The sequence below is a fragment of the Sinorhizobium sp. KGO-5 genome, assembly GCF_036245905.1.
Lineage (GTDB): Bacteria > Pseudomonadota > Alphaproteobacteria > Rhizobiales > Rhizobiaceae > Sinorhizobium > Sinorhizobium meliloti_A.
The window spans coordinates 547,838-565,716 of record NZ_BDIZ01000001.1; the positions used below are offsets into that span (position 1 = coordinate 547,838).

19 protein-coding genes are annotated in these 17,879 nt (G+C 63.8%); 13 read left to right on the forward strand and 6 right to left on the reverse strand.

What is annotated here, in order from left to right; translation table 11 throughout:
• Genes BHD07_RS02540 through deoA form a run of 4 tightly spaced genes read left to right on the forward strand, consistent with a single transcriptional unit; the run spans position 1 to position 3,487 of the window.
• Entirely contained in the window at positions 1-972 is a 972-nt protein-coding gene (locus tag BHD07_RS02540; protein ID WP_018093761.1) for an ABC transporter permease, read from the forward strand.
• Positions 973-974: 2 nt separating this feature from the next.
• Positions 975-1,370, forward strand: a complete 396-nt coding sequence (locus BHD07_RS02545) for a cytidine deaminase (protein WP_003536146.1) — start codon at positions 975-977, stop codon at positions 1,368-1,370.
• Positions 1,367-2,164 (forward strand): purine-nucleoside phosphorylase, encoded by a 798-nt coding sequence (locus tag BHD07_RS02550; protein ID WP_338277495.1) that lies wholly within the window; start codon positions 1,367-1,369, stop codon positions 2,162-2,164. The genes BHD07_RS02545 and BHD07_RS02550 overlap by 4 nt, the downstream gene beginning before the upstream one ends.
• Positions 2,165-2,170: 6 nt before the next feature.
• Positions 2,171-3,487, forward strand: coding sequence for a thymidine phosphorylase (deoA, locus tag BHD07_RS02555; protein ID WP_338277496.1), 1,317 nt, complete (start codon positions 2,171-2,173; stop codon positions 3,485-3,487).
• A 102-nt stretch (positions 3,488-3,589) separates the two neighbouring features.
• Here the strand turns inward: deoA and upp are convergent, their stop codons facing one another.
• The 6 genes from upp to BHD07_RS02585 form a co-directional block, all read right to left on the reverse strand.
• Positions 3,590-4,219 carry a uracil phosphoribosyltransferase gene (upp, locus tag BHD07_RS02560; protein ID WP_018093764.1) on the reverse strand — a complete coding sequence of 210 codons (630 nt, stop codon included), beginning with the start codon at positions 4,217-4,219 and terminating at the stop codon, positions 3,590-3,592.
• Between the two features lie 110 nt (positions 4,220-4,329).
• Positions 4,330-5,304: an adenosine deaminase gene (locus tag BHD07_RS02565; protein WP_338277499.1), complete on the reverse strand. Its 975-nt coding sequence runs from the start codon at positions 5,302-5,304 to the stop codon at positions 4,330-4,332.
• The gene (locus BHD07_RS02570) at positions 5,301-6,521 is read right to left on the reverse strand and encodes a phosphopentomutase (RefSeq protein ID WP_338277501.1); all 1,221 of its coding nucleotides are present in this window, start codon (positions 6,519-6,521) and stop codon (positions 5,301-5,303) included. The genes BHD07_RS02565 and BHD07_RS02570 overlap by 4 nt, the downstream gene beginning before the upstream one ends.
• Positions 6,522-6,691: 170 nt before the next feature.
• Positions 6,692-7,276, reverse strand: a complete 585-nt coding sequence (locus BHD07_RS02575; protein ID WP_338277503.1) for a TadE/TadG family type IV pilus assembly protein — start codon at positions 7,274-7,276, stop codon at positions 6,692-6,694.
• Positions 7,277-7,283: 7 nt separating this feature from the next.
• Positions 7,284-7,898 (reverse strand): TadE/TadG family type IV pilus assembly protein, encoded by a 615-nt coding sequence (locus tag BHD07_RS02580; RefSeq protein ID WP_275597031.1) that lies wholly within the window; start codon positions 7,896-7,898, stop codon positions 7,284-7,286.
• A gap of 243 nt (positions 7,899-8,141) precedes the next feature.
• Positions 8,142-8,558: a pilus assembly protein N-terminal domain-containing protein gene (locus tag BHD07_RS02585; RefSeq protein WP_127708773.1), complete on the reverse strand. Its 417-nt coding sequence runs from the start codon at positions 8,556-8,558 to the stop codon at positions 8,142-8,144.
• A 251-nt stretch (positions 8,559-8,809) separates the two neighbouring features.
• Here BHD07_RS02585 and BHD07_RS02590 point away from each other — a divergent pair, with 251 nt between their 5' ends.
• The 9 genes from BHD07_RS02590 to BHD07_RS02630 all read left to right on the forward strand — a co-directional run bounded on the left by BHD07_RS02590 (position 8,810) and on the right by BHD07_RS02630 (position 17,712).
• Positions 8,810-8,992 (forward strand): Flp family type IVb pilin, encoded by a 183-nt coding sequence (locus BHD07_RS02590; protein WP_324762651.1) that lies wholly within the window; start codon positions 8,810-8,812, stop codon positions 8,990-8,992.
• A gap of 94 nt (positions 8,993-9,086) precedes the next feature.
• On the forward strand, positions 9,087-9,599 hold the full coding sequence (locus BHD07_RS02595) for an A24 family peptidase (protein WP_338277508.1): 513 nt from the start codon (positions 9,087-9,089) through the stop codon (positions 9,597-9,599).
• A gap of 127 nt (positions 9,600-9,726) precedes the next feature.
• Complete coding sequence (cpaB, locus tag BHD07_RS02600) at positions 9,727-10,536, forward strand: Flp pilus assembly protein CpaB (protein WP_275597028.1); 810 nt, start codon at positions 9,727-9,729, stop codon at positions 10,534-10,536.
• Positions 10,537-10,549: 13 nt separating this feature from the next.
• A complete protein-coding gene (locus BHD07_RS02605; protein WP_338277510.1) occupies positions 10,550-12,085 on the forward strand; it encodes a type II and III secretion system protein family protein in 1,536 nt (511 codons plus the stop codon).
• Between the two features lie 55 nt (positions 12,086-12,140).
• A complete protein-coding gene (locus tag BHD07_RS02610; protein ID WP_275597026.1) occupies positions 12,141-12,821 on the forward strand; it encodes a CpaD family pilus assembly protein in 681 nt (226 codons plus the stop codon).
• 22 nt (positions 12,822-12,843) lie between these two features.
• Complete coding sequence (locus BHD07_RS02615) at positions 12,844-14,133, forward strand: AAA family ATPase (protein WP_338277513.1); 1,290 nt, start codon at positions 12,844-12,846, stop codon at positions 14,131-14,133.
• Between the two features lie 62 nt (positions 14,134-14,195).
• Positions 14,196-15,662, forward strand: coding sequence for a CpaF family protein (locus tag BHD07_RS02620; protein WP_018093777.1), 1,467 nt, complete (start codon positions 14,196-14,198; stop codon positions 15,660-15,662).
• A gap of 48 nt (positions 15,663-15,710) precedes the next feature.
• Positions 15,711-16,721 carry a type II secretion system F family protein gene (locus tag BHD07_RS02625; RefSeq protein ID WP_018093778.1) on the forward strand — a complete coding sequence of 337 codons (1,011 nt, stop codon included), beginning with the start codon at positions 15,711-15,713 and terminating at the stop codon, positions 16,719-16,721.
• Positions 16,722-16,728: 7 nt separating this feature from the next.
• On the forward strand, positions 16,729-17,712 hold the full coding sequence (locus tag BHD07_RS02630) for a type II secretion system F family protein (RefSeq protein ID WP_100669914.1): 984 nt from the start codon (positions 16,729-16,731) through the stop codon (positions 17,710-17,712).
• Positions 17,713-17,879: the final 167 nt, after the last annotated feature.

Sequence of the window (17,879 nt, forward strand, 5' to 3'; positions counted from 1 at the left end):
ATGGACTTCTTCCACGTTCTCGTCGTGCTCCTGGAATCGACGATCCGCGTCTCCGTGCCGCTGGTCTTCGCAGCCCTTGCCGGCCTGTTCACCGAGCGCGCCGGCGTCTTCGACATCGGCCTGGAGGGCAAGATGCTCGGTGCGGCCTTTGCCGCCGGGGCGGCGGCAGCCGTCACGCAGTCCGTCTGGGTGGGGCTCGTTGCGGCGATCCTCGTTTCCGTGGCCCTGTCGCTCGTCCACGGCTATGCTTCGATCACCCAGCGCGGTAACCAGATCGTCTCGGGTGTGGCGATCAACTTCATCGTTGCCGGTTCCACCGTGATCCTGGGAGAGGCCTGGTTCCGGCAAGGCGGCCGCACGCCGGCGCTCGCCGAAGGCGCGCGGTTCCAGACGATCAACTTCCCCGACGCGGACATGATCCGCGAAATTCCCGTCCTCGGGCCGGTCTATGCGGACCTCCTGTCCGGCCATTTCCTGCTCACCTATCTCGCCTTCGCCATGGTGCCGATCAGCTGGTGGATTCTCTACCGCACCCGTTTCGGCCTGAGGCTGCGCGCCGTCGGCGAGAATCCGGGCGCGGTCGATACCGCTGGTATCTCGGTGATCTGGCTCAGATACCGGGCTGTCATCTGCTGCGGCATTCTCTGCGGCTTTGCCGGCGCCTATCTTTCGCTGGCGATGACGGCGGGCTTCGTCAAGGGCATGACGGCGGGCAAGGGCTATATCGCGCTTGCGGCGCTGATCTTCGCCAAATGGCGGCCGCTCAACGTCATGTTCGCCTGCCTGCTCTTCGGCTTCCTCGATGCGCTCGCGATCCGTCTGCAGGGCACGCCCTTGCCGCTTATCGGCCAGGTTCCGGTGCAGCTCATGCAGGCCCTGCCCTATATCCTCACCGTCATCCTGCTTGCCGGCTTCATCGGCAAGGCCATTCCGCCGAAGGCGGGCGGCGTACCCTATGTGAAGGAGCGCTAATCATGTCCAAGGACGAACTCTTTGTCGCGGCGCGTGAAGCCATGGCGAAGGCGCATGCGCCCTATTCCAAGTTTCCGGTCGGCGCCGCCATTCGCGCCGAGGACGGCAGGATCTATACGGGCGCAAACATCGAGAACCTGTCCTTTCCGGAGGGCTGGTGCGCCGAGACGACGGCGATCAGCCATATGGTAATGGCCGGCCAGCGCAAGATCACGGAGGTCGCGGTTGTGGCCGAGAAACTCGCGCTCTGCCCGCCCTGCGGCGGCTGCCGTCAGCGGCTTGCGGAATTTTCCGGCGCGAGCACCCGCATCTATCTTTGCGACGAAACGGGGATCAGGAAGACGCTGGCGCTCTCCGACCTGCTGCCGCACAGCTTCGAGACGGAGATTCTCGGATGACGGCGGCGGCGGACTTCCTCGGGGGCAAGCTCGGAGCGCTTGCGCCCCGCTACGGGATTGTGCTCGGTTCCGGCCTCGGCTCGCTCGTCGACGCGGTGGCGGAGCCGCTGCGCATCCCCTATGCGGAGATCCCGGGCTTTCCGGTGAGCGGCGTTTCCGGCCATGCCGGCGAGTTCGTGGCGGGCAGGATCGGCAACACTCCCGTCGCCGTGCTTTCCGGTCGTGCCCATTATTACGAACGCGGCGACGCCAGTGCCATGCGCGTGCCGATCGAGACGCTGAAGCGGATCGGCGTCGAGAACCTGATCCTCACCAATTCCGCCGGTTCGCTGCGCGAAGACATGCCGCCGGGCTCGGTCATGCGCATTGCCGATCACATCGCCTTTGCCGGCGCCAATCCGCTGATCGGCGTCGAAAGCGACGAGCGCTTCGTCGGCATGACGAATGCCTATGACGCGGCGCTGGCCATAGGGATGGAGGAGGCCGCCGAACGCCTCGGCATCCCGCTCGCGCGCGGCGTCTATATGTGGTTCTCCGGGCCGAGCTTCGAGACGCCGGCCGAAATCCGCATGGCCCGTATCCTCGGTGCCGATGCGGTCGGCATGTCCACGGTACCGGAGGTCATTCTCGCCCGGTTCTTCGGACTGAAGGTCGCCGCCGCCTCCGTCGTCACCAATTTTGCCGCCGGCATGACCGGGGCGGAACTCAGCCATGAAGAAACCAAGCAAATGGCACCGCTCGGCGGCACGCGGCTGGCGGCAATCCTGAAAGAGATGATCGCGAGCGAAGGCTGAACGGCCATGCTTCCGCAGGAAATCATACGAAAGAAAAGGGACGGCGATCGGCTTGATCCGGCGGATATCGCCGGTTTCGTCGCGGGTGTGACCGATGGCTCGGTCTCGGAAGGGCAGGCGGCCGCCTTCGCCATGGCGGTCTGGTTTTCCGGAATGAATCGCGACGAATGCGTGGCGCTGACGCTGGCGATGCGCGATTCCGGGGAAACGCTCGACTGGAGCGATCTCGCACGTCCCATCGTCGACAAGCACTCGACAGGCGGCGTCGGCGACAATGTCTCGCTGATGCTGGCACCGATCGTCGCCGCCTGCGGTGCGGCCGTGCCGATGATTTCGGGCCGGGGGCTCGGCCACACCGGCGGGACGCTCGACAAGCTCGAATCGATTCCCGGCTATGACATCCAGCCATCGCCCGAGCACTTTCGGCTGGTGGTCGATGAGGTCGGCTGCGCCATCATCGGCCAGACCGCCGATCTCGCGCCGGCCGACAAGCGCCTCTATGCGATCCGCGACGTGACGGCCACGGTCGATTCGGTGCCGCTGATCACCGCATCGATCCTTTCGAAAAAGCTCGCCGCAGGGCTCGGGTCGCTGGTCCTCGACGTCAAGCTCGGCAATGGCTCCTTCATGACGGATCCCGCCGAAACCGAAGTCCTGGCGCGTTCGCTGGTCGAGGTCGCCAATGGCGCGGGCGTGCGCACCTCTGCGCTGATCACCGACATGAACGAGCCATTGGCGGACGCGGCCGGCAACGCGCTCGAAATAGAGAGCTGCCTGGCCTATCTGCGTGGCGAGAAAGCGGGAACCCGCCTCGATCAGGTCGTGATGGCCCTGGCTGGCGAAATGCTCGTTGCAGCGGGTATTGCGGCGCATGAAGCCGAAGCCGAAGCCATGGCGCGGCGCGTCCTGGAGAGCGGGGAGGCGATGGAGCGTTTCGGCCTCATGATCCGGCGGCTCGGCGGACCTGGCGATTTCGTGGATCGCCCGGGCGCCTATCTTGCCGAGGCGCCCGCGGTCCTTGCCGTGCCGGCGGGTCGGAATGGCTATCTGGCGTCCTGCGAGACGCGCGAATTGGGAATGTCGGTCATCGCACTCGGCGGCGGGCGCACCCGCCCGGATGACCGGATCGATCATCGCGTCGGTTTTACCAGCCTGAGACCGCTCGGGACGAAAGTCGAAAAGGGCGAGCCGATCGCCTTCGTCCATGCTGCCGACCGAAGCCAGGCCGAGGCGATCGCAAAGCGGGTTGCCACGCTCTATGCGATCGCAGACGAGGAGCCGGCGCAACGGCCTGTGGTCGTTTCGAAGCTGAGAGCGGGGTGAGGAAAAGCGTGTGCGGTTTTCCGCCCGCATCCCGCGCCTTATCGGACTCGTTGACGCGATGCAGCGTCGTTTCCGAGGCGGCAGGACGGCAGACCGACAGCGCTACTTCGTTCCGTACATGCGGTCTCCCGCATCGCCGAGGCCCGGCACGATATAGCCCTTCTCGTTGAGATGGCTGTCGATCGAGGCGGTGAAGATCGGTACGTCCGGATGGGCGCCCTGGAAGTTGCGAATACCCTCCGGGGCGGCAAGGAGGCAGAGGAAGCGGATGTTCCGCGCACCGCGCTCCTTGAGCTTCTCGATGGCCGCGATCGAGGAATTGCCGGTGGCGAGCATCGGGTCGACGACGATGACGAGGCGCTCGTTGATGTTGTCCGGCGCCTTGAAGAAATATTCGACCGCCTGCAGAGTCTCGTGGTCCCGGTAGACGCCGATATGCGCAACGCGCGCCGAGGGTACCAGTTCGAGCATGCCCTCGAGCAGGCCGTTGCCGGCGCGCAGGATGGAAGCGAAGACGAGCTTCTTGCCCTCGAGCACCGGCGCGTCGGTTTCCACGAGAGGCGTCTCGATCCGTTCGGTCGTCAGCTCCAGATCGCGCGTGACCTCATAGCAGAGCAGCGTCGAGATTTCCTTGAGCAGCCGGCGGAAGCCCGCAGTCGACGTTTCCTTCTTGCGCATGATGGTCAGCTTGTGCTGCACCAGCGGATGACCGATCACCGTTACGCCGTCCATGGCTCATCTTCCCCGCGAAAATTGGCTATCCACCCTCTTTTCCATGGAAAGGGCGGGGGCCGCAAGAGTGTAGGTGGAAGTTGTGCAGCTCCGCCCGCTCATCCGCGCAACTAGACATGCAACGCGGTCAGCAACCTCTCTCGCGTGGGCTCGTCCACGAAGGCGGCTTCAATCGCGGTCTTCGTCATCCGGTCGATCTCGCTGTCGGAGAAGCCCATCGCGTGGAAGGCGATGTCGTATTCCTGCGCGAGCGACGTGTGGAAGAAGGGAGGATCGTCGGAATTGAGCGTCACGCGGACGCCGGCTTCGTAAAGCCGCCTAAGGGGATGCGAGGCAAAGTCCGGGAACACCTGAAGCGCGACATTCGAACCGGGACAGACTTCGAGCACGACGCCCTCGTCGGCAAGGCGCTTCACGAGATCGCCGTCCTCGATCGCCCTGACCCCGTGGCTGATCCGGGCCGGGCGGACATGGTCCAGCGCATCACGCACGCTGAAGGCGCCGGAAAGTTCACCCGCGTGGATGGTGAGACCGAGGCCGGCATCGCGGACGGTGTCGAAGGCGCGGGAGAATTCGGCGACGCTGTGCATGCGCTCCTCGCCGGCCAGATTGAACCCGGTCACGAGCGGATGCCGGCGCATCGCTGCATATTCGGCGGTTCTGATGACCGAGTCGGGACCGAAATGGCGGATCCCGGTGATCAGCATGCACGATTCGATGCCGGTCTTCGCCTTCGCCGCCTCCATGCCGGCGGTGAGGCCCTCGATATAGGCGTCGGCGCCGAGCCCGATCGCTTCGCCGTGGTCGGGCGAGACGATGATTTCGCTGTAGATCGTGCCCGCTTCGGCGAGCTCCGTCAGATAGGTCTCGGCGAGAAGCGCATAATCGCCCTCGGTGCGAAACAGCGAGGCGACGGCGTCGTAGCACCTTACGAAGCTGGTGAAATCCTCCCAGACATAGGCCCTGTCGCGGATGATCGCGCTGGTGTCGACGCCGTATTTGCGCGCCTGCCTCAGCGCCAGTTCAGGCGGCGTCGCGCCCTCGATATGGCAATGCAGTTCGGCTTTCTTCAGATGAGCGGTCAAATGAGGCTTCTCCCATGTGGGCCGGCGCCAATGCCGAGATGTCTTGCGACGGTTTCGCCGACATGGGCGAAGCTGTCGGCGATGCCGAAGGAGCGGCTGCGAAGCGTCGGGCCGAACATCAGCACCGGCACGCGCTCGCGCGTGTGGTCGGTGCCGCGCCAGGTCGGATCGCAGCCATGGTCGGCGGTCAGGATCACCATGTCGCCGGGTTTCAGCCGGCGGTCGAGATCGGGCAGGCGTGCATCGAAGGCTTCGAGCGCGGCGGCATAGCCGGGCACGTCGCGGCGATGGCCGTAGAGCATGTCGAAGTCGACGAAATTGGTGAAGACGAGCGCCCCGTCTTCGGCCTCTTCGATGGCTTCCAGACTGGCGTCGAACAGAGCCATGTTGCCGTTGGCCTTGGTAAGCCTGGTCACACCCTGATGGGCGAAGATGTCGCCGATCTTGCCGATCGCGTGCACCGTGCGCCCGGTCTCCTGCAGCCGGTCGAGAACGGTCGGCTCGGGCGGCGGCACCGAATAGTCGCGACGGTTGCCCGTGCGCGTGAAGTTGCCCGGGTCGCTGCCGACGAAGGGCCGTGCGATGACGCGGCCGATATTGTAGTCGTCGACGAGCCGGCGGACGACCTCGCAGAGGTTCAGCAGGCGCTCCAGCCCGAAGGTCTGTTCATGAGCGGCGATCTGGAAGACGGAATCGGACGAGGTGTAGCAGATCGGCTTGCCGCTCCGCATATGCTCTTCGCCGTGGCGGGCGATGATGTCGGTACCCGAAGCATGGCAGTTGCCGAGAATGCCGGGCACATCGCCCTCGCGACAGATCGCTTCGACCAGTTCGGGAGGGAAGGCGTCGCCTTCGGCCGGAAAATAGCCCCAGTCGAAGGTCACCGGTGTGCCGGCGATTTCCCAATGACCGGACGGCGTGTCCTTGCCGCGCGAGACTTCGCTTGCAGCGCCGTAGATCCCGTAGACGCGTTCCGGGAGCGCCATGCCGGCGGGCAGCCGCCCGGTCGCGAGCCGCGCCGCATGCATGAGGCCGAGCGCCGACATGTTGGGCAGATGAAGCGGCCCTTCCCGCAGACCCGCCCGGTCGGCCGCTCCCGCCGCGCAGAATTCCGCGATATGTCCGAGCGTATCGGCGCCGAGATCGCCGAAAGCCTCTGCGTCCGGCGCATTGCCGATGCCGAAGGAATCGAGGACGAAAAGGAACGCACGCGCCATGAAACACCCTGACTGATCCCGAGCGCGAGCGCGATAAGCGGCGAGCCGGTGCCATTAAGATTTTCGCGGCCGTCGCCGCACAATCCGGCAGAAATAGCGCGCCGCCTTTTCCATTGCAATTGATGCATGCCGTCCAGGACCCAGGCGGCGTGAGTACCGGGAGGGAAGCCTCAGCAATCGGTGCAGTTGATGGTCGTGCCGAAGCGCTGGCGGTAGTAGGAGGTCCTGGACAGCGGGATCGTGCCGCCGGCGTCCGAGCCGAACAGGGAAAGCTGGTGGTTGACGACGAGTTCGGTGCGCACGACGAAGGCATTCACCGCGTCGAGATCCGCCGGAACGCTGACCACGGAATTGACCGCATAGGGAACCGTCGCACCGTCGCTCGCGTCCGACCAGCCCCGGGACCAGGCGACCTTGCCTTCGGTCGTGCCGTTCACCTGGATACCGGTGATCTTGAGGTCGTAGTCGGAGCCGTCATAGGGCACCAGCATGTTTTTTGCGACGTTGCGCATGTCGTCCAGAAAGGCCTTGGTCACCTGCTGCTCCTGGGTGACGATGTCGCTCACCGCACTCGAGGCCCGCCCGACCTTGCGCGCCACGGTGAAGCCGAGCGAAAGCTCGAAAGCGCCGATATACGCCGCGATCAGAAGCGGCGCGACAATGGCGAATTCCACGGCACCGGCGCCGCGCCGGTCCCGCAACAGTCCGTGGAAGACCCCCCACAGCTGCCGTTTGCATGCAGGAAGGCGTTCCATGGCGGCCTCAATAGTTTTCGTTGCGGAAGGTGGCGGTCGAGACCATCAGATAGTCGCGCGGCATGCTGTCGCCGGCGGGTCTGAGTTTGGTCACCAGGGGACGAACGAGATCGGTGATCACGGTCCAGCGGTAATAGGCGCGCACCATGGTGTAGTCGTTCGGGCCGCCGGGTGCGAACGTAAAGCCGCTGGTGTCGAGATCGGAGCCGATCCGCGGCACGGCTTCCGGAAAGACACTGAGATCGGCGGGAAGCTTGCGGACGTCGAGATAGAGTTTCGAGGCTTGCGTCGCCTCGGTCGCCGAGCAGGTCATCATAATCGCGATTTCCTCGCAGAAGGCCTGGCGGAACTGGGTTTCTGTCGTGAAGCCGGGCTTGCCGGTATCGGTAGTGATTTCACCCGTGCGGATTTTCCGCGCCAGCGTATCGGTCGCATTGGCCAGCAGTTGCTCGCCGGCAAAAGCGACGAATGTCTCGATCGAGGCGAAGACGACGATGAAGAAGGGCAGTGCAAGGATCGCGAATTCGATCGCCGTCGCACCTTTCCGGTCGCCGATGAAGCGCCGAAACAGGCCGCGCGGGGAGCGAGCCCGGGGAGTGGATGCTTTCTCGTCGATCGACATCGCGCCGTTCCATCATGTCAACTGGTTGGCGCAAAATACACGGCGACTGTTGAAGATTCGTTTTCGAGGACCCGGAGAATTTTAGTGGTTCTGAAGCTGAGGGCGGAAGGGCCCCTCATCCCGCTGCCGCGACCTTCTCCCCGCACGCGGGGAGAAGGGACAAGCGGCTCGCTTTGCGGCTCAAGTCCCCTCTCCCCGCGCGCGGGGAAGGGTTAGGGTGAGGGCAGGGCGAATTTCCCGGTCTTAATTGCCGCTCGAAGCCGAGGCCTGCCGTTCCGCACGCTCGCAATTGGGCGTGCAGGAGAGAACGGTGCGGACGGTCTGTTTATAGACGCGCACCGTGTTGCCCTCGTCGATCGATACGAGGATGCGCTCGTCGACCATGGCGTTGCCGTCCTGGTCGAGAATGACGAGATTGGTGGTGCCGAAATTGCGCCCGGTCAGCACGATGGTCTTCGCATCCGCCACGGTCGCGTCCGCAACCTCCGCATTGCCGATGATCACCTTGCTGACGGGCCGGTCGAGCTTCAGCACACGGGCGTGGTCCATATAGACGCGCATCATTTCTTCAGCTGCGCGGGCGCCGCCCGGTGCGGCGATCGCCAGAAGTGCAGTCGTTGCAAGCAGTGCGGCCCGTGGGGTCGCTGAGGGCGTGTTCATGGCGCGTCCTGACGGTCTATCTGCCGCATCTTGGCGCCTTTTGGTGAATGAATGGTTACGCCGATGCGGCGCAATTTAAGGCATCCATTTTCCGCACATTTACCCAGGAAAAAGCGAGTTTCCTTTAACCTCACGATAACCGGTTTCCTTAAGCGGAAAGCAATTAGCCCCCGCTAAATTCAGGGTATCCGATCAACGGCAACAGTTTGACGGACGTGCTGAACAACAAGTGAAGTTTGAGGAGAATAGTCATGAAGACCATTTTTGCACGCCTGATGAAGGATGAGTCCGGCGCAACCGCAATCGAATACGGCCTGATCGCAGCTCTGATTTCGGTGGCGCTGATCACCGGTGCCACGACGCTCGGCGGCGCACTAGACACGCAGTTCGATAACCTGAGTACGTTCCTTAACGTCGATCGGGCCGGAGAATAATCGAGCCGCGAATATGTCGGGCCGTCTTCGTCCGAAGGCGGCCTTTTCTTTGCCGTAGCCAGGTGGAAGCTAAACGAAGACAAGAGGAACTTGGATGGTCGACGCAGCCATCTTACTGCTTTTTCCATTTCTTCTCGCACTGGCGGCGTTCTCAGATTTACTTACGATGAGAATTCCCAATCATGTTTCGGCGGTCCTCTTTGTCTCATTTCTTCTGATAGGGCCCCTTATGGGCTTTAATCTTGCGCAGATAGGCCTCCATATCGCCGCGGCGGCTGCTGTCTTTGCCGTCTGCTTCTGCCTTTTTGCTGCAAACGTGATGGGGGGAGGGGACGCGAAGCTCTTGACTGCCAGTGCCATCTGGTTCGGCTTCAACGCCTCGCTCGTTGCTTTCCTTTTGTATGTCTCGGTTTTCGGCGGGCTGTTGACACTGCTCGTCCTGTTCTTGCGCAGCCAAGAGAACCTGATCCTTGCCGCCCGCATCCCGGTTCCGCGCCTGCTGCTGACTGCGAACAAAATTCCTTACGGCATCGCCATCGCTTGCGGCGGATTTGCTGCCTATCCCTCGTCACCCCTGATGCAGGCCGCCTTTGCGCAGCTTCCCTGACACGCCTCCACCTCAAGGCTGGAGCGTAGCCTTCCGTTAACCATCTGCATAAGCATTCCATTAACCATAATTACACCAATTCCTGATCAACCTGATCCCGGGCAATTCTTGGGGGTTTGGGGCGATCATGAAACCGGTGCGCATTATCATTCTGGCGGTGGCCGTCGGCTCGGCTGCCTTGGCCGGGCTGTTGGCGATGAAGCTCACCCGCGCGCCCGCCCCGCAGACGGCGGAACCCGTCATCGAGCAGGCACCAACCATCAATGTGCTGGTCGCCGGTAAAAGCCTGCCGGTCGGCTCCCGTCTCGGTGCCGATTCCATCCATTGGAAGGCCTGGCCGAAGGATGGTGTCGCCGAGGGCATGATAACGGAGGAAAACCGTCCCGCCGCCGTCGAAGATCTTGCCGGCGCCGTCGTCCGCCTGCCGATCTTCACCGGCGAGCCGGTCCGCCAGGAAAAGATCGCCGACGCATCGAACCGGATCATGTCGTCGCTGCTGCCCGCCGGAAAACGCGCCGTCGCCACGGAGATCACGGTTGCGACCGGGGCGGGCGGCTTCATCCTGCCGAACGATCGTGTCGACGTGATCATGGTGCGCAAGTCCGACGGGGATTTCTATCTGACCGAAACGGTGCTGAGCAATGTCCGTGTGCTGGCGATCGACCAGCAGATCGAGGAGAAGGAAGACGGCTCTAAAGCGGTCGTCGGTACGACCGCGACGCTGGAGCTGACGCCGGATCAATCGAAGGTCATGACGGTCGCGCAGCAGATGGCGGACCGCATCTCGCTGGCTCTGCGCAGCGTCGCCGACGCGCAAGAGCCGGATACCACGGCAGCCGATTACCTCCTCAACGGCGACGGCCGGCCGAGCATTCAGGTCATCAAGTCGGGCTCCATCGTCAAGGGCGACGGTGTGGCCCTCCAGAACCAGAAGTAAGGCGGGGCGCAAGGTGAAACCGATCGCAAAAAAGTTTCGGGCGTCTGTCGCAGCCGGCCTTTCCTTCTGCCTGACCTTTTCGGGTATGGCGCTGCCGACCCTCCCGGCCGCCGAGGCCGCCTCCTCCTCGGTGGTGAGGATCGTCGATAGCGGCCCCGGCGCCCGCAAGACAATCAATCTCGGTCTCAACAAGGCGGTCGTCGTGGATCTGCCGAGCGACGCCCACGACATCCTCGTCGCCGATCCCTCGCTCGCCGATGCGATCACCCGCACCTCGCGCCGCATCTATCTCTTCGGCAAGTCCGTCGGCCAGACGAACATCTTCGTCTTCGGCCCGGGCGGCGAGGAGATCGTCAGCCTGGAGGTCGCCGTAGAGCGCGACGTCGCCGGTCTCGAATCCAATTTGCGTCGCTTCATTCCCGATGCGGATATCAATGTCGAAATCATCTCGGACAACGTGGTGCTGACAGGCACGGTGCGCACGCCGCTCGACTCGACCAGGGCCGTCGATCTCGCACGCGCTTTCCTGAAGGGCGGCGAGGCCACCACGCGCAACATCACCGCCCAGGGCAATAACGGCGATGCCGATATCTTCGCCGAGGATCGCCAGAGCTCGCAGATCGTCAATCTGCTGACGATCGAGGGCGACGACCAGGTGACGCTGAAGGTCACCGTCGCCGAGGTCAGCCGCCAGGTGCTGAAGCAGCTCGGCTTCAACGGCCGCGTCTCCGATGGCGAAAGCGGCATCAGCTTCCGTAATCCGGCCAATCTCGGCGACGCCATCGGCGTCGGTACGAACGCCCTTATCAAGGGCTCGATCGGTCCCACCACCATTTCGAGCTACATTAACGCGATGGAACAGGCCGGCGTCATGCGCACGCTCGCCGAGCCGAGTCTTACGGCGATTTCCGGCCAGGAGGCGAAGTTCTACGTGGGGGGCGAATTCCGGCTCGCCGGCGTGCAGGAGGTCTCGACCGATGACGAGACCGGCCAAACCACGGTCGAGCGTGAGGTCAACGACGTGGAATACGGCATCCGGCTGAACTTCAAGCCGGTCGTTCTCGGCCCCGGCCGCATCAGCCTCCAGATCGAGACCGATGTCTCGGAGCCGACCTATGAGGGCTCGGTGGTCACCGGCAACAGCATGACGGCTATTCCCGGGCAGACCTTCCTCGGCATCCGCCGGCGCGAGGCCTCGACCAGCGTCGAACTGCCGTCCGGCGGCTCGATCGTTATCGCCGGCCTCGTCCAGGACAATATCCGCCAGGCGATGTCGGGCCTGCCCGCCGCCTCGAAAATCCCGATCCTCGGCACGCTGTTCCGCAGCAAGGATTTCCAGCGCAGCGAGACGGAACTCGTCATCATCGCCACGCCCTATCTCGTAAGGCCGGTTGCCCGCAGCGCGATCTCGCGCCCGGACGACAACTTCAATCCGGCGAACGATCTCGAAAGCTTTTTCCTCGGCCGCGTCAATCGGATCTATGGACGCCCCGAGGCTCAGCCGCCGGCCGGCCGCTATCACGGCAATGTCGGTTTCATCTACAAATAGGCCGGCCATGAAGAAGCGAAGCGCAGCTCGAAACAGTCCCGAAAGGCAGCCTCCGATGGCCCTGAACCGCTTTCCGTATCGCCTGGCCCTGGGCGCGCTCGTCGGCCTGCTGCTGGCTGGCTGCGCCAACAAGGACAGGCTCGCGACCGGTGCTCTTCCGGACGATTACCGCACCCGCCACCCGATCGTGCTGACGGAGGGCGAGCGGACGATCGACATTCCCGTCGCCTCGGGCGACACGCGGCTCACCCAAGGGACCCGCGACGTCATCCGCGGCTTTGCCGCCGAATATCGGAATGCGTCGAGCGGCGTCATCCAGATCATGCTGCCGCGCGGATCGGTGAACGGCCATGCCGCGCAGATCGTCCGCAAGGATATTCGTCGCGTGTTGGCAGCGGGCGGCGTGTCACCGAAGAAGATGATCGAAACCACCTATGACGCCTCCGTGACGGGCGATGCCGCACCGATCCGCCTGAGCTATGTCGCGATAACGGCGCAGACCGCACCCTGCGGCGCGTGGCCGGAAGATCTGGCGCTGAACACGCTGGAAAACCGCAACTACTACAATTTCGGCTGTGCCACCCAGTCCAATCTCGCCGCTCAGATCGCCAATCCGACGGATCTCGTCGGCCCGCGCCAGATGTCGCCGATCGACGCCGAGCAGCGGGGCCAGGTGATCGACAGCTGGCGCGGCACGGAAAAGGGCGACGGCGGAACCACGATCGTCTTCAACTGAAACGGGCCTTCAAGGAAAAGCGATGAACGCGATTGAATACACGATCGAAAGCGGCGCTGCCGGCGATTGGCCCGCGGACGGGTCGCGCCCCGGCGACCTCGAACAGCTCCGGCCCCTGCCGCGCATCTCGATCCACGCCTTCTGCGAAAGCGAAGCGGTGCAGCGACTCATGGAGCGTTGCGGCCAGGACCGCCGTATGGCGAAGGTCAGCCTTCGCATCACCGGTGGCGGCATCGCCGCCGCCGCGACCACTTTTACCAGCGTCTCGACGCCCAATCTGATCATTCTCGAAACCGCGGCCGAGACCGGCTCGCTGCTTTCGGAGCTGGCGCCGCTCGCGGAGGTCTGCGATCCGAGCACCAAGGTCATCGTCATCGGCCGCCATAACGACATCGCTCTCTATCGCGAGCTGATCCGCAACGGCATTTCCGAATATATGGTCGCGCCGGTCGGGATGGCGGATATGCTGAGCGCCGTCTCGGCGATCTTCGTGGATCCGGAGGCGGAGCCGCTCGGACGCAGCCTTGCCTTCATCGGCGCGAAGGGCGGCTGCGGCTCGTCGGTCATCGCCCATAATTGCGCCTGGGGCATTTCCAATCTTTTCTCGACCGAGACGATCCTTGCCGATCTCGATCTGCCCTACGGAACCGCCAATATCGACTTCGATCAGGACCCCCCGCAGGGGATCGCCGAGGCGGTATTCGCACCGGATCGGCTGGACGAGGTCTTTCTCGACCGGCTCCTGACCAGATGCTCCGATCATCTGTCGCTGCTCGCCGCCCCCTCCATGCTCGACCGCGCCTATGACTTCGAGACGGGTGCGTTTCAGCCGATCCTGGAAGTCCTCCAGCGCAGCGCGCCCGTATCCGTTCTGGACCTGCCGCATGGCTGGACCGACTGGACCCGCTCTGTGCTTTCCGCGGCCGACGAGGTGGTCATCACCGCCGCCCCGGACCTGGCAAGCCTCAGAAACGCGAAGAACCTGCTCGATGCCTTGAAGAAGTTGAGGCCGAACGACAAGGCACCGCATCTCGTGCTCAACCAGGTGGGCGTGCCCAAGCGTCCGGAGATCGCTCCCGATGAGTTCTGCGCGTCGCTGGAGATCGAAGCCGCAGCGATCATTCCGTTCGATGCGGTCCTCTTCGGCAATGCCTCCAACAGCGGACGCATGATCGGGGAGGTCGACCGGAAGTCGCCGGCCGCCGAGACCTTCTCCCAGCTGTCCCACCTCTTGACCGGGCGCACCACCGTCAAGAAGGCCAGACGGGGCGGCCTCGGCAAGGTTCTGGCGAAGCTCGGCAGGCGGCGGTAGCGGACTATTTCCGATCCCGCACCCGAAGGGGCGGGGATCGATGAAGCAACTGGAATGAAGTGATGTTTGGCAAACGCGGAAATGAAGGTTCTGGCAAGGGTGGTGCGCGCGGCTTCTCGCCAGCGCCCCCGATGCCCGCCGTCCAGCTGGTACCGGTGGAGCGTGCCGCCGCGCCCGTTCTCGGCGAAACGATCGCTGCGCCATCCCGCCCGCAAGCGGCAGCGCCGCCTCAGCGGCGCCGAGCGCCGAGGGCGGAAGATTATTACGACACGAAATCGCAGGTCTTCTCCGCGCTGATCGATACGATCGATCTGTCGCAGCTCTCCAAGCTCGATATCGAGAGCGCCCGCGAGGAAATCCGCGACATCGTCAACGATATCATCACCATCAAGAACTTCGCGATGTCGATCTCCGAGCAGGAGGAACTGCTCGACGACATCTGCAACGACGTGCTCGGCTACGGACCGCTGGAACCATTGCTCGCGCGCGATGACATCGCCGACATTATGGTCAACGGCGCCGGGCAAACCTTCATCGAAGTGGGCGGCAAGGTCGAGGAATCGGAGATCCGGTTCCGCGACAACGGGCAACTGCTGTCGATCTGCCAGCGCATCGTCAGTCAGGTAGGCCGCCGCGTCGACGAATCGAGCCCGATCTGCGATGCGCGTCTGCCGGACGGGTCACGCGTCAACGTCATCGCGCCGCCGCTCGCGATCGACGGTACGGCGCTCACCATCCGCAAGTTCAAGAAGGACAAGCTGACGCTGGAGCAGCTGGTGCGCTTCGGATCGATCACGCCCGAGGCGGCCGTCCTGCTGCAGATCATCGGCCGCGTCCGCTGCAACATCGTCATTTCCGGCGGCACCGGCTCCGGCAAGACGACGCTGCTCAACTGCCTGACGCGCTATATCGACAGCACCGAGCGGATCATTACCTGCGAGGATTCGGCCGAATTGCAACTGCAGCAGCCGCATGTCGTCCGGCTCGAGACGCGCCCGCCGAACATCGAGGGCGAGGGCGAGATCACCATGCGCGACCTCGTGAAGAACTGTCTGCGCATGCGCCCGGAGCGCATCATCGTCGGTGAAGTGCGCGGCCCGGAAGTCTTCGACCTGCTGCAGGCGATGAACACCGGCCATGACGGTTCGATGGGAACGATCCACGCAAATACCCCGCGCGAATGCCTGAGCCGCATGGAATCGATGATCGCCATGGGCGGCTATACCCTGCCGGCCAGGACCGTTCGCGAGATCATCTCCGGCTCGGTGGACGTGATCATCCAGGCCTCGCGCCTGCGGGACGGATCGCGCCGGATCACCCACATCACCGAAGTCACCGGCATGGAAGGCGACGTGATCATCACCCAGGACCTGATGCGCTACGAGATCGACGGCGAGGACGCCAATGGCCGCATCGTCGGCCGCCATGTCTCCACCGGCATCGGCCGGCCGCATTTCTGGGACCGGGCCCGTTACTTCAACGAGGACAAGCGGCTCGCTGCGACCCTCGACGCGATGGAAAAGCAATAGGCGAAACGGCTGCGGTCCCGCCGCTCCGAGTAAAGGACAGACCGAGCGATGTTCGGCATAGACATCACCGTCCTGGGACTGGCCGGCCTCGTCGCCCTGGCGGCGGCAGCACTCGCCTATGGTGTGCTCTATCCCCGTATCGAGACCGAGAAAAAGGCGGAGGGCCGCCTGCGCCGGGTCAGCGCCTCGGAGACGGACCGCACCAAGATCAAGGCGGCGCGCGACCGCGTCAACGAGATGTCGAAGCGTCGCAAATCCGTTCAGGATTCGCTGAAGGACCTCGAGAAGAAGCAGCAGGAAAAATCCGCCAATGCGGCGCCTTCGATGAAGAAGCGTTTGCTGCAGGCCGGCCTTTCGATATCGATCGCGCAGTTCTATCTGTTCAGTGCGCTTTTCGGGTTGCTCGCCTTCCTTGTCGTCCTCCTGGCAGGGGCCGGACTGATCATTGCCGCAGGCGTTGGCCTGATAGGCGCGGCCGGCCTGCCGCGGTGGATCGTCGGCTCCATGGTCAAACGCCGTTGCAGAAAGTTTCTCGACGAGTTTCCGAACTCGCTCGATGTCATGGTCCGGTCGATCAAGTCGGGGCTGCCGCTGAACGACGCCTTGCGGCTGATCGCGAGCGACGGGCAGGAGCCGGTCAGGACCGAATTCCGCCGTGTCGTCGAATCCCAGCAGGTGGGTCTCAACGTTCCCGAAGCCTGCGCCCGCATGATTCACAGCATCCCGCTGCCGGAAGTCAACTTCTTCGCGATCGTCATCGCCATTCAGGCGCAGGCGGGCGGCAATCTGTCCGAGGCGCTCGGTAATCTCTCCAAGGTCCTGCGCGAACGCAGGAAGATGAAGGCGAAGGTCAGCGCGCTGTCGATGGAGGCCAAGGCGTCCGCCTGCATCATCGGCGCGCTGCCCTTCATCGTCGCAACCCTCGTCTATCTGACTTCGCCGGACTACATGATGATTCTCTTCACCGACCCGCGCGGCCACATCATCATGGGCGCTTCCGCCGTTTGGATGAGCATCGGCATCTGGGTAATGCGCAACATGATCAACTTCGACATCTGAGGATCCCGTGGCCGGCTGGATAGAGACGCTTACCGATCTGAACATCATCGTCGCGGCGCTCGTCTCGATGGCCGTGCTCGCCACGTTCTATTCGCTCGTGGCGCCCTTGCTCGAAAGGGGAGACCTCACGAAGCGGATGAAGTCGGTCGCCACCGAACGGGAGCAGATCCGCGCCCGGGAGCGCGCCCGGCTCAATGCCGAGGCGACGACCGGCAGGGCAAGCCTCAGGGCACAGCACAACACCTCGGTCCGGGAGATCGTCGAGCGGCTGAACCTCAGAAAGGCTCTGGTGGACGACAACACCGTCAACCGCCTGAAGACGGCCGGCTATCGCTCGCAGAACGCGCTCAACACCTTCCTCTTCGCCCGCTTCTGCTTGCCGTTCCTGTTTCTGACCGTTGCGGTTCTCTATATTTTCGTGCTCGGAAATTTCGCCGACAAGCCGATCATGGTCAGGGTGTCCTTCGCCATCGGATTCGCCTATGTCGGCTTCTACGCGCCGAACATCTTCATCGCCAATGCGATCTCCAAGCGCCAGCAGTCCATTCGCCGCGCCTGGCCGGACGCGCTCGATCTCCTGCTCATCTGCGTCGAATCCGGCGTCTCGATGGAACTCGCCATGCGCCGCGTCGCCGACGAGATAGCCGTGCAGTCGCAACCGCTGGCGGAGGAACTGGTGCTGACGACCGCGGAACTCTCCTTCCTGCCCGAAAGGCGCATCGCGCTCGAAAATCTCGGCCTGCGCACGGGTCTCGATGAGGTGAAATCGGTGACGCAGGCGCTGATCCAGGCCGACCGCTACGGCACGCCCGTCGCTCAGGCGCTGCGCGTTCTGGCGCAGGAGAGCCGCGACCAGCGCATGACCGCCGCCGAGAAAAAGGCGGCCGCACTGCCGCCGAAGCTGACGGTGCCGATGATCCTGTTCTTCCTGCCGGTCCTCGTCGCCGTCATTCTCGGCCCCGCCGGGATACAGGTGGCGGACAAGTTTTAGGATGGAAAGGCAAAAGTGGCCTACCCGCCCTTGAAAGGGACTGCCGCCTTTACCGGCTGTACTGCCTCACCCTAGCCCCTCTCCCCGCGGAGAGAGGGGACTCGGAGAGGGCGGCATATCCCTTCTCCCCGCCTGCGGGGAGAAGGTCGCGGCAGCGGGATGAGGGG